This window comes from Candidatus Palauibacter sp., assembly GCF_965213655.1.
In the GTDB taxonomy this organism is placed as follows: Bacteria; Gemmatimonadota; Gemmatimonadetes; order Palauibacterales; family Palauibacteraceae; genus Palauibacter.
On record NZ_CBDBZT010000001.1, the window covers coordinates 181,513 to 193,255 of the forward strand.

General features: G+C 69.9%; 6 protein-coding genes. 4 read left to right on the forward strand and 2 right to left on the reverse strand.

The window, feature by feature from the left end:
- The first annotated feature begins 21 nt into the window (after positions 1 to 21).
- From ACOOGH_RS00825 to ACOOGH_RS00840, 4 genes are all read left to right on the forward strand, one after another.
- Entirely contained in the window at positions 22 to 855 is an 834-nt protein-coding gene (locus ACOOGH_RS00825; protein WP_420447115.1) for a prolipoprotein diacylglyceryl transferase, read from the forward strand.
- Positions 852 to 3,053, forward strand: a complete 2,202-nt coding sequence (locus ACOOGH_RS00830; protein ID WP_420447116.1) for a BamA/TamA family outer membrane protein — start codon at positions 852 to 854, stop codon at positions 3,051 to 3,053. Before ACOOGH_RS00825 ends, ACOOGH_RS00830 begins: the two co-directional genes overlap by 4 nt.
- Before the next feature lie 185 nt (positions 3,054 to 3,238).
- Positions 3,239 to 7,894 carry a translocation/assembly module TamB domain-containing protein gene (locus ACOOGH_RS00835; RefSeq protein WP_420447117.1) on the forward strand — a complete coding sequence of 1,552 codons (4,656 nt, stop codon included), beginning with the start codon at positions 3,239 to 3,241 and terminating at the stop codon, positions 7,892 to 7,894.
- Positions 7,895 to 7,913: 19 nt separating this feature from the next.
- Positions 7,914 to 8,840, forward strand: a complete 927-nt coding sequence (locus ACOOGH_RS00840; RefSeq protein ID WP_420447118.1) for a diacylglycerol/lipid kinase family protein — start codon at positions 7,914 to 7,916, stop codon at positions 8,838 to 8,840.
- 22 nt (positions 8,841 to 8,862) lie between these two features.
- On the opposite strand, the gene ACOOGH_RS00845 is transcribed toward ACOOGH_RS00840, so the two are convergent.
- Together ACOOGH_RS00845 and ACOOGH_RS00850 are read right to left on the reverse strand one after the other, a co-directional pair.
- On the reverse strand, positions 8,863 to 10,278 hold the full coding sequence (locus tag ACOOGH_RS00845) for a DUF222 domain-containing protein (RefSeq protein WP_420447119.1): 1,416 nt from the start codon (positions 10,276 to 10,278) through the stop codon (positions 8,863 to 8,865).
- Between the two features lie 175 nt (positions 10,279 to 10,453).
- Positions 10,454 to 11,644: an exo-beta-N-acetylmuramidase NamZ domain-containing protein gene (locus ACOOGH_RS00850; RefSeq protein ID WP_420447120.1), complete on the reverse strand. Its 1,191-nt coding sequence runs from the start codon at positions 11,642 to 11,644 to the stop codon at positions 10,454 to 10,456.
- Between the last annotated feature and the right edge of the window lie 99 nt (positions 11,645 to 11,743).

Below are 11,743 nucleotides of genomic sequence, written 5' to 3' on the forward strand. Positions count from 1 at the left end.
TCAACGAGGAGCGTGCCAGACGTGTATCCCGAACTCTTCACCCTGACGCTGCCGGTTCTCGGCGAGTTCACGATCACCTCGTTCGGACTCATGATGGCGCTCGCCTTCCTCGGCGGGTACATGCTTCTGCGCGCGGAGACGGCGCGTCTCGGCGCCGGGCGTGAGCTCGCGGCGGACATGCTGCTGGGCGCGCTGATCGGCGGCATCGTCGGGGCCAAGCTCTACTACGTGTTCCTCTACTGGGACCGGACCGCGCTCGATCCGCTGGGGATGATCTTCTCGCGCAGCGGCCTCGTCTGGTACGGCGGTTTCATCGGCGGTTTTCTCGGCGTCATGTGGGTGCTGTACCGGCGCCCCGTCGCGCCCGGGCTCGGGGTGGACGCGATCTCGCCCTCCCTCGCGCTCGCCTACGGGATCGGCCGCATCGGCTGCTTCCTCGTCGGCGACGACTACGGGCGCCCGACGGATTCGTTCGTCGGCATCGCCTTCCCCAACGGCCTTCCGCCCTCGACCGCCGGCAACCTGCGGCGCTTCGGGGCAGAGGTGGACCCCGCGATTCCCGACGCCCAGGTCCTCTCCGTGCACCCGACGCAGATCTACGAGACCGGGCTCTCGCTCATCATCTTCTTCCTCCTGTGGCGGCTGCGGCGGCATCCGCACGTGCAGGGGTGGCTGTTCGGCATGTGGCTGGCGATGGCCGCGGTCGAGCGCTTCGTCGTGGAGATCTTCCGGGCCAAGGACGACCGATTCTTCGGGAGTTTCACGCTCGCTCAGGTGATCTCGGTCCTGATGTTCGCGGCGGGCATCGCCCTCGTCCTCAGGCTGCGCCGCCGGGCCGGAGAGGCGGCGGTGTGAAACGCGCGGCTCTGGCCGGGCTGGCGCTGGCCGTCACCCTCGCAGGGCCGCCTCCGTTCGTCGGGCCGTCTCCACTCCTCGCGCAGGTACCCGCCGGCGGGGCCGGGCCGCAGCGGGCCGAGGTGAATTCCCTCCGTTTCAGCGGCAACGAGACGCTCTCCGACGGGCAGTTGCGCGGGGTCATCCTTACCCGCAGCACCGAGTGCTCGAGCCTCCTGCTGTCGCCTTTCTGCCTGCTGACGAACTGGGGATTCGCGCACCGCCGGGCCTTCCTCGACTCGCTCGATGTCGCCGAGGACGCCATCCGGCTGCGCCTCTACTACAACTCGCGCGGCTACTTCGAGGCGGACGTCCACCACATCATCCGCTCCAACGGCCTCGACGCCAGCGTATCGTTCGTCATCGAAGAAGGTCCGGCGACCCTCATCGACGAGTTCTCCATCGAGGGACTGCCCGAGGCGCTCGGCGCGGAGGAAGCCGCGACTCTCGTCGATCTCGATGTCGGCGATCCCTTCGATCGCATTCGGCTCCAGGCCGGCGTGGACAGTCTCATCGGTTCGCTGCGCCGTCAGGGCTACGTCGAGGCCATGGCCCTGTCCGACTTCAACCGCGAACTGGGCGGAACGGCGCAGGTGGCGCTCGATGTCCGCCCCGGCCCCCGCTATCGCCTCAGGGAGGTCAGGATCGAGGGCGGCGAGGTGATCGGCGAGGATGTGATTCGCGCCCTCCTTCCCCTGCGTGGGGGCGATTACTACAACCAGGAGGCCGAACAGGAAGGACAGCGGAACCTGTTCGGCCTCGACGCCATTCGCTTCGCCTCGATCCGCCGGGAAGAGCCCCCGCCCGAGGCCGCCGCCCCGGATTCGACCGTCGACCTCGTCGTCCAGGTCACGCCCGCCTCGCCGCGGGCCGCCCGCTTCGGCGTCGGATGGAGTACCGACCAATGTCTCCAGACCGAGGCGCGGCTCACGCACCGCAACCTCTTCGGCGGGGCGCGGCGCCTGGAGATCACCGGCCAGCTCAAGAACATCTTCGCCGACCAGCTGGACGGCCGCTTCCCCTGCTCCCAGGTCGGCACCGACGCGGACTTCCGGACGCTGAACTATCTGCTCCAGGCCGAACTGCTCCTCCCCGTCGCCTTCTCGGCCGAGAACACCTTCAGCGCCCGGGTCTTCCTCGAGCGGGAGACGATTCCCGACGTCTTCATTCAGGAGGGTCTCGGTGCGGAACTCGGCCTCACCCGCCGGCTCGGGCCCGGGATGTCCGCCTCGCTCTCATACTCGCCCAACTACACAGGCTTCGGCGAGCAGTCCGCCGACATCTTCTTCTGCATCAACTTCGGCTTCTGCGAACCCGAGGACATCATCACCGTGACGCGTTCGCGCTGGCTGGCGCCCGTCACCCTCGGCTGGTTCTACAACCGGACGGATGACCCGCTCCGGCCCACGCGCGGCCACTACCTGACGGCGGAAGGGGAGGTCGCGCACGAGTCGACGGGCTCGCAGTACCGGTACGCGCGCATCGTGGCGCAGGCCGCGCTCTTCCACGAACTCGAGCCCGGCCTCGTCCTGGCCGCGCGCGGGCGCGCCGGGATGGTCCGCTTTCCCGGCACCCGCATCTTCACTCCCGGCGCGGCCCGGACCGACCGGCTCGTCCACCCATCGCGGCGCTTCTTCGTCGGCGGATCGCAGAGCGTTCGCGGCGTCGGCCAGAACCTGCTCGGCCCCCGCGTGATCGTGGCCGACCAGGTGGAGGACTGCCCGGCTGGAGATTTCGAGGCGTGTGTCGACCGGCTCGCGAGGGAGAATCCCGGCGCCTTCGACGAGCGGCCCCGCGGCGGCGACGCCCACCTGGAAATGAGCTTCGAGTTGCGCCGGTATCTCAGCGAGCAGTGGGGTCTCGTCTTCTTCGCGGACGCGGGAAGCGTCTCGCAGAGGCTCACGGAGCTGCGGAAAATCCAGTGGACGCCCGGCCTGGGGCTCCGGTACACGAGCCCGATCGGTTCCATCCGGCTCGATATTGGGTACAATACGACATTCGCGACCGAGTTACCGGCAATTGTATCGATGGAGGACGGAACCTTGGTCCAGATGCCGCAGCCCGTCTTGTTCGACCCGTTCCGGTTCGATGATCCGCACCCCCTCCTCGAACTGTTGCGCCGCCTGCAGATCCACGTGTCCATCGGAGAAGCGTTCTGAGCCCCGGCGAGCGCCCCCCCGCGTCGACCCCCGCGCCGGACTCCGCCTCCGGGTCCGACGGGTCCGGGTCCGACGGGTCCGCGTCCGGGTCCGAGGGGGCGCCCCCCCCGCCGCCCGCGCGTCGGCGCCGGATCGCGCTGCCGCTGGCCGTCATCGCCAGCCTGCTCGTGCTGACGGTCTTCATCGTGACGACGCAGACCGCCAGGGGTCGAGACGCCGCGCTCTCCCTGCTCGAAAGCGCCCTTGCCGGAAGCGTGAACGGGGAGGTGCGCATCGGTCACGCCATCTCGGGCAACCTCCTCAACGACCTCACCGTCTCCCGCTTCGAGATCATCGACGCGGAGGAGGGACTCTTCCTGGCCCTCGACACGGTCACGATCGAATACGACCTGCTGGCGCTTCTGCGGCAGCAACTCGACGTGCGCCGGCTCCACGCCCGCGGCCTGGACCTCCGCCTCCGGCAGTACCCGGACGGCCGCTGGAACTACGAACGAGTCTTCGACGCGCCCCCGCAGCCGGAGTCGCCCGCCGAGCAGGTGGCGGCCTCGCTCTTCCCGGCGGCCACCTCCCTCGCCTCGGCCCGGAGCCCGGGTCAGGAGCCGGATCAGGGGGCGGCGACGACCGGGTCGCCGGAGGACGCTCTCGGCATCCTGCTCCGCGAAGCGACGGTCGCCTCCGGCCGCATCGAAATCCGCACGCCCTGGACCGAGACGCGCACGGGAGCCGACAAGGCGGAGGCGCTGCGCGAGGCGCGGGCCGGGGAATCGCCGTGGGCCCTGCGCGAGACGCCCGACGGCGAGTTCGAGCGCGTGCTGGAACTGACGAACCTCCGGGGCCGCTTCCCCATCGCGCGCGTGACGGATCCCGAGGCCCCGTTCATGCTCGAGGTCGAGGACGCGACCGCCACGCTGCACGCCGTGAGCCAGCCGCTGGAACTCTCGAGCCTCAGCATGCGCCTGACGCTCGGGGACACGGCCCGCTTCGCCATCGAGAGATTCGAGACGGACCAGTCGGTGGTCAGCGGGGAAGGGTGGATGGCTGCGAACGGCCGGGACTTCGAGTTCGGGCTCGAAGGCGCCCCGCTCGATGTCCGGGACCTCCGCTGGCTGCCTATCGACCTGCCCGAGACCGGCGGCGGCCCCATGTCCATCGACCTCACCGCCCGCGGCGGCGCCACGGTTGTGGACATCACGAACGGCGACTTCCGGACGGGCGATACGCGCATGACCGGAGGCTTCGCCCTCGCCCTCGATCAGCGCCCCAGGTTCAGCCGTCTCAATGTCACGCTGGCCCCCTTCGACCTCGAGCACCTGGAGCCGCTGCTCGGACGCGATTCCCTGGCGGCGGTCGGCGCGGCGGTCGGCGCGGCGGTCGGCGCGGTGGCTGGCGCGGTGGCTGGCCGGGCGCCCGCGATGGTGCCGGAGACGATGACGGGGACGATGCGGGGCACGCTGCGCGGTTCGGGCTATGTCGATGACCTCACGGTCGTCGCCGATCTCACCCTGCACGATCCCGACCCGGGGACGCCTCCGTCCTACCTGCAGGCGCGGGGCGGAGTCGGCGTCGGTGAGGAGTACCTGAGCCTCCGCCGTCTCGGCGTGGAAGTCGACGCCTTCGAGTCCCGCTGGACCCGTCTCATCGGCCTGGACTTCGGGGTCGACGGCCGCTTCTCCGGGACTCTCACGCTCGATCGCGAACAGGACACCGGCGTTGCCTTCGATGGCGCCGTCGATCATCTGACCCCGGCCGGCGATCTCTCGCGCCTCTCCGGTTCCGGATTTCTGAACCTCGCGCAATCGCAGGTCGATGCGTCGGTCGACGTGAACCCGCTGGCGCTCACGCTGTTGCGCCCGTGGGCGCCGGGCATCGACCTGGCGGGCCCTGTGACCGGTCCCGTCCGGGTTCGAGGGAGTCTCGAAGCGCTGGAACTCGAAGCGGAGCTTGAATCGGAGCGCGGCCGGCTCACCCTGAACGGGGAGTTCGATCTCGCCTCGGAGGCGCTGCGCTACGACACGGAGATCGAGGGCACGGACCTCTCCCTGAATCAATGGGTGGAGGGCGCCCCGTCGTCCCGGCTCGCCGTCCGCGGGCGCGTGCGGGGCGAGGGCATCGATCCCGCGACTCTGGAGGCGTCGTTCGATCTCGAGATTCTCCCCTCACAGGTGGACCAGGCCGAGATCCATGACAGCCGCGTGCGGCTGCGGGTGGCCGACGGCGTGGCGACGCTCGACAGCGTGTTCCTCGCCTCCGACGTGGGGACGCTCTCGGCGCAGGGCGACTTCGGGCTCACGGAAGAACGCAGCGGGCGGATCGCCTTCGAGGCGGAGTCCCCCGATCTCTCCGACTGGGACCGCTGGGTGGTGGATGAAATCCCCGGCGGCGAGGCGGCCGAGGCGGGCGAAGCGCTGTTCGAGAGCGTCGAGGAGTTGCTGGGCCGCGCCCGACGCACCCGGCGGCCGACGGAGGGACTGGAAGGCCGGCTGGGGACCAGCGGGACGGCCACGGGCCGCTGGGGAGACTTCACCCTCGACGCCCGCATCGAGGCCTCGGGCGCGCGGTACCGGGGCTACCGCGCCGGAGAACTCTCGGCCCGCGTCGAACTGTTCGACCCTCCCCGCATCGGCGACCTCCGCTCAGAGTTCACGGCTACGGACGTCGAACTGGGCGGACGGAGGGTGGACTCGCTCTCCGTGCGGCTCGCCCGCTCCGAGGCCGGCGAGCCCGGCACGAACGCGCTGGACGCCGAGTTCTACGCGCAGCGCGACTCCAGCCTCGAAGTCTCGGGACAGGGCGTCGTCGTCGGGGGCGAACTCTGGAGCGCGGGCCTGACCGATCTCCGCCTCCGGCTCGGCAAACTCGAGTCCACGCTCGTGACGCCCGCCAGAGTTGTCTACTCCGACTCGGCGCTGCTCATCGACGGCCTCTATCTGAACGGCCAACTCGGCCGGCTCCGTGCCGAGGGCGAGATTCCCGCCGTCGGCGAGGGGCAGATCGACGTGGAGATCTTCGGCGTACGGGTGGACCAGTTCGGCTACCTGCTCTCGGAACAACCCATTCTCGGGGGCACGCTCGGAGGATCCGTGCGGGCGACTGGCACGCTGGCCGACCCCGTCGTGACCGCGGAATTCGACGTCATCGACCCCTCCCTGCAGCACCAGGCCTACGACGCGCTCAACGCGCGGGCCAGCTACGCCGCCCGCGAACTCGAGGGGGAGATCGACCTCATCGATGGCGGGGCGCCCCTGGGGCGGCTCAGCGGCACCCTGGCGACGGATCTGGCGATCCTCCCTGTCGAGCGGCGACTCCTCGACGACCCGCTCGACCTCTACCTGTCCGGCGACCGCCTTCCGCTGGCGCTCGTCGAGCTGGTGCTGGGGACCTTCGAGGAAGTCAGCGGCACCGCCGAGAGCGATCTCGCGATTCGCGGCGCCCCCGGCTCGTTCCGCTACGACGGCGGTCTGCGCCTCGTGAACGGACGGGGCTGGGTACCGGACCTCGGCGTCTGGCTCACCGATGTCGGCGCGCGAGTCGCGTTCCGGGGCTCCTCCATCGCCTCCGTGGATTCGTCCCATGTGGGGTCGGACCTGGGCGGCTCGCTGCAGGCGCGCGGTACGGTAGACATCGCCCGCATCACCAATCCGATCTTCGCTCTGGACTTCGACGCGGACGAATTCCACGGCATCGTGCGCAACGACATGGCGTTTGCCGTGAGCGGCCGGGCACGGCTCGACGGCGCCTACGCGAGGCCCTTTGTGAGCGGCGATGTCGTCCTCTCAGACGGATACCTGGAGCAGGACGAGTTCCTGCGCGGGCTCGAGGTCTTCAATCCCGGCGAGATGGGATTCCTCGACCTCCTCGACGTTTCCGCCGAGGGCGATCTGGCGCGGTTCCGGAACCCGTTCCTCGACAACCTCGTCCTGGACGCGAACGTCGATCTCGGCTCCGACCTCTCGCTGCGCTCGGCGCGGCTCGACGCCGAGGTCGTGGCGGAGGGGCTGGCCGTCTACCTGGACCGTTCGATCGACTCGCTCTACATCAGCGGAAGCGCCGAGATACCGCGTGGCACATACATCTTCGACCGCGTGCCACCCTATGTCCGGCCTCTCCGGATCACCGCGGGGAGCATGCAGTTCGTGGGGGACGCCGGCTTCAATCCGCTGCTCGACATCACCGCCGGATACCAGGATCGGACGGTCGACGGCGCCGTGTCCGTCGAAGTTCGGATCACCGGGACGCCGATCGCACCTGAACTCCTCGTGACGAGCAACCCGCCCATGAGCGACACCGACCAGTACTGCCTGCTCGCCGTGGGGACGCCCTGTTACCGTTCCGCCGACCCGCAGCTGGGACAGAGGCTCGCGCAGCAGACCCTGCTGGGTCCGCTGAGTTCCGGGATTACATCCGCTCTCGGCGGCGCGACGGGCATCACCTACTTCAATCTGACGTCGATCGCGACTCCGCGCGGTGCCGGTGGACTCGCGGCCAGCCGAAGCGTGTTCGACCGGACGGCGCTGGAAGTCGGGTGGTACGCGAACAACGAGCTCTTCCTTTCCTACTGGCAGCCGCTGGGCGGCGGGCCTCCGAGGGCGACTGTGGAGTGGGCGTTCCTCCCCAGCTGGTCCATCGAGGGCCGCACCGCGAGCCGCTTCGATGAGCGGCTGTTCGGCCTCACCCTGGGCACCAACCTCGCGAACGACCGCACCTACAGCCTCTTCCTCTTCCGCGAGTGGGTGTTCGGCGACAGTGACTCCGACAGTGACTCCGACAGTGACTCCGGCGACAGCTCCGACAACGACGCCGACAACGACGCCGACAACGGTTCCGGCAGCGGTTCCCGGTAACGGTCCCTAGCTTACGTCCATGTCCGGCGCCCATCTCTATCCCGATTCGGAACGATTCCTCGTGCTCCTCAACCCCGGCGCGGGGGGGCGGCACGCGGAGCCCGAGACGTTGCGCCGGCGGCTGGGGGGCGCCTTCGCCGCGCGGGGGGTCCCTTTCGACATCATCGAGGCCGCAGATTCCGAGGAAGGTCTGGACGTCACCCGCGAGGCTGCCGCGCGGGGGTACCGAGCCATCGTCGCCGCGGGAGGCGACGGCACGGTGAGCGTGGCCCTGCGGGGCGTCGCCGGAACGTCCGTGCCCGTCGCGATCATCCCCTTCGGAACCGCCAATCAACTCGCTCTCAACTTCGACATTCCCACGTCGCTGGAGGACAGCGTCCGGGTCGCGGTCGAGGGCAAGGTGACCAGAATCGACCTCGCGGAGGCGAACGGAGAGACGTTCGCGCTCATGGCCGGCGCGGGCCTCGACGCGCAGGTCATGGCCGACGCCACCGCCGAACTCAAGGGACGTCTCGGCTTCGGGGCCTACATCTACAGCGGACTCAAGAACGTCATCAACCGCCCCGGCGCCGACTTCCGGATCACCGCCGACGATCAGGAAGTGCAGGTGAAGGCGTCGATGGTGCTTGTCGCGAACGCGGGCCAGCTCGGGGCCGGCCCCTTCCCCGTGGAGTTCCGGATGGCGCCCGGGGCCTCGTTCCAGGACGGCCTCATCGACGTGTGCATCTACGCGCCCAGCAACCTGCCCGAGGTCGCCCGTATCATCTGGCGCGTCACGCGGAACCAGTACTCGGGAGACGACAAGATCATCTTCTTCCAGGCCCGCAGCGTGCGAATCGAGGCCGACCCGCCCGTCGCCATAGAGATCGACGGGGATCCGCGAGGAGAGACGCCGATGGAGGCGAAGGTCTCACCCCTCGCCGCCCGCATCATCGTCCCCAGGTAGCGCGCGCTCAGGTAGCGTGCGCTCAGGCGGCCCGGGCGTCTCCGTACTGGCCCCAGAGAACCCAGAGCGCCCAGTCCATGTCCAGCCGGTCCCCCTCCCACAGGCCGGCTCCCGTCCAAGGGTCGATCCCCTTCTGCCGGTGCCAGTCGGCGAGCCCCGCGTCGGGCGTCGCTGGGGCCTCCACGTCCTCGCGTAGCGGTGCGACAGCCGGGACCGCGGTCCCATCGGGATCCCTGAAGTGTGCCGCGCCCCCAGCGCCGGACTCCCGCGGCTTCATCTCCACACGCCAACCGCCCTCGTGCACCATCCGGTGATGGAAACGGCAGAGAAGGATGAGATTGTCCAGGGCGGTGTCTCCCCCCTCCGCCCAGGGGATCGCGTGGTGAGCCTGCGTGTAGCGCGAGCCGCAGCCCGGAAACCGGCAGCCCCCGTCGCGGACTTCGAGCGCCTTGCGCAGGCGCCAGTTCACCGTTCTGCGGCGGCGGCCGACGTCCAGCACAGAGCCGTCCAGGCCGCGGGTGACCCGCACCGCCTCGGCATCGCAGGAGAGGCGTCGCGACGTTCCCGCGGGAACGTGTGAACACTCCTCGGTGCTCACGATGTCGGGGGCGCCGGCCACCGTGTGGACGACGAGTTGGACGTTCGCGCTCGTGGTGTCTTCGAGCCACGCCTGCAGTGCGTCGTGGTGCCGCTGCCCCGGCGTGCGCGGCAGTCTAAGAGGTCTCGGCTCCCAGGGTGCGGGCGGTTCCCGGTCACGCCGTTCGGCCTCTCGCTCGGCCTCTTGCTCGGCCTTTCGCTCGGTGGCCCGTTCCGCGCGGTACAGTTCGTCGCCCGCCGCCTCCAGCGCCTGCATGAGAAGGGCGCCCAGCTCCGGCGTGAGCCAGCCCCGCACGCGATACATACCGTCTTCCAGCACCTGCACGTTCAGGTAGCGGCGAGTCGCGACTTGCGAATGGTCGTCCCACGCGTCCGCAGCCGCCTCGGCCGAACGCCAGGCGCGGACGAAGCGCTCGACCTGGCTCGCCGTGTGGTGCAGGGCGAACTCGACCAGCCGCTCTTCGTTCTCGTCCGTGGCGATCCGGGTCAGGGCCCGGACCTTGGACCACGAGAGGCGTCCCTTCTCCATCTCGGTGGAGGCGAGCGGCAGAACCGCGAGACGCCGGGCGACCCGCACCCGTTCGCGCGCCGTGCCCGTCGTCATGCCGGTGCGCCAGGAAAGCCAGTGCGCGCAGGAGATCCAGCCGCTCCAGCCTTCCGCCGCGTCGAAGCGCTGGAGCAGCGTGAGAAGCCGGTATTGGCTGGCGTCGATGTGGGCGCAGAGGTGGGCGATCTCATCGCCGAGGGGATCGATGGGCGTGCGAACGTCCGGCGCCGTCGTGCGGCGGGGGTCGTCGCCGCTCGCGGGGCCGTCGCCACCGTGTGGCATGTCGTGGAACATGGCGTATCTCCGAAGTCGAGGGTGCTGGCGTACAGGCCCGATCACGGGCAAGGCGCCTCTTCGGTTATTATTCGGCCAAGTCTCAACGGCGTATCAACGAAGGCTCGCGCCGTCGCGTCCGGTGAGGAGCCCCGGGCAGGCCACACGTTCCCGCGGGAACGTCTGGGAGTCCCGGCTAGCGGGAGTAGAGCAGGTAGGGGCGGCGGAGGGCCTCGAAGGCGGCGACATCGGCCGCCCATTCCGACGTGGCTTCCTCGAGCGGGGCGCCGCGGTCGATGGCGAGCCGGAGGCGGTCGGAGCCGGCGAGACGGTCGAAGTGCCGCACCCTCCACTCCCAGGCGTCGCCGGAGAGTCGACGCGCGGCGAGCAGCGCGGCCACGGCGGTCCGCACGGGATCGTAGGTCGACCGGTCCGTCACGGTGAGACGGATCCCCCCGATCTCCTCGCCCCCGAACCTCCCGTCGCTCGGCGACTCCGGCGTGAAGGTGACCGCCCGGATCTCGACCCCCGGCAGCCCCGCCACGCCCGTCCCGCCTGCCACGCTCTCGATCTCGGCGACCCAGGCGTCGCCGTCCAGCCATGGCGCGCCCAGCACCTGAAACGCGGTCGGCGTCCCGCGGCCGACGGAGAGGTTCGTGCCCTCGAACAGACAGGTGCCGGGATAGTGGGCGGCGCTCTCCAGCGACGGCATGTTGAGCGAGGGCGCGATCCAGGGCAGGGCCGTCTCGTCGAACCAGCGCTCCGCCGACCAGCCCGCGGCCGGGACGACGTGCAACGCCACCTCCACGCCGAAAGCTCCCCGATACAGGCGCGCGAGTTCCCCCGCCGTGAGTCCATGCCGCACGGGCACCGGATAGAGACCGACGAAGGTCGCGAAGGCGGGGTCCAGCACGGGACCCTGCGTGAGACCTCCGATGGGATTCGGACGATCGAGGACGATCATGGGGATGCCCGCGCGCCCGGCCGCCTCCATCGCGAGCGCCATCGTCGATACATAGGTGTAGTAGCGCGCGCCGATGTCCTGGATATCGAAGGCGAGCACATCGACCGAGGCCAGCATTTCCGGCGTGGGCGCCCGCGTCTCGCCGTACAGCGAGTAGATCGGCAGCCCCGTCGCCTCGTCCGTCGCGTCCTCGATCGCGGATCCCTCCGCCTCCGTGCCGCGGATCCCGTGCTCCGGGGCGAAGAGCGCCGCGAGTTCCGCCCCCGTGTAGCCGTGCAGGAGGTCGATGGAACTCGTGCCATCGCGCCCCACGCCGCTCCGGTTCGTGATCAGTCCCACGCGCCGCCCGTCGATGAGATGGGAGGAGTCGGCGAGCAGTACATCGATCCCCGGACGGACGGTCGACGCCGGCGCGTCCGACACCGACGACTCGGCCGCCGCCTGTGTCTCCGCTCCCTGGTCGCCGGCTCCCCCCCCGGCCTCCGCACACCCGAGGATTGGGAAAAGAGGGAGAAGAGAAAG

Bases quoted from the DNA above. Each gene is read 5' to 3' on its own strand.
- ACOOGH_RS00840 (WP_420447118.1), top strand. From the start codon at position 7,914: ATGTCCGGCGCCCATCTCTATCCCGATTCGGAACGATTCCTCGTGCTC.
- ACOOGH_RS00845 (WP_420447119.1), bottom strand. From the start codon at position 10,278: ATGTTCCACGACATGCCACACGGTGGCGACGGCCCCGCGAGCGGCGAC.